The 539-nt window shown below is 32.5% G+C and carries 1 pseudogene; it reads right to left on the bottom strand.

Annotated elements, in window-relative coordinates:
- Positions 1 to 539 (bottom strand): annotated as a pseudogene (locus AC1MDJ_RS08520) (AAA family ATPase); the annotation flags it as partial.

Below are 539 nucleotides of genomic sequence, written 5' to 3'. Positions count from 1 at the left end.
TCAAAAATAGGATGGTAGATTCTCTCGTTCTTGTCATTGACGTAAAAATCTATCTTAATGTCTTCAATACCACTATCAAGTTTAATTATATGCTCTCTAACAAATGAAAACATTTTAGTGTCATCATGATATTCAGAGGTAAGCGAAGTATCAGTCATAGGCAATTGAGATAAGCCATAATAAGTAACATTATATACAAAACTCGCAAAAAAACTATATACCTTTGTAAATTCTGACACTTCATGTTGATTAGCAGTGCTAATGACTGATGCATTAGTTCTAAGCGGAAATAAATGTTTCTCGTCAAGTAGTGTATTTTCAGCTATTTTGTCCTCTTGTCTATAAATTACAGACGTTTCAGAGCCTTCTTTTTTTTCTATTTTCTCCATTAAAACCTTATCCGTCAATAATTGTGCCTCATACAAGTATTCAGCCTCACCAACAGAAAACTCAACGAAATATTCGCAGGGTTCTTCGTTATTAAAAAAAGTCTGAAAAGAAAGAAGTTTTCCATCAGGTTTTGTGTTAAATGAATGCGC

The sequence above is a fragment of the Candidatus Termitispirillum reticulitermitis genome, assembly GCF_054655775.1.
This window is presented reverse-complemented; position numbering and strand designations above follow the sequence as displayed.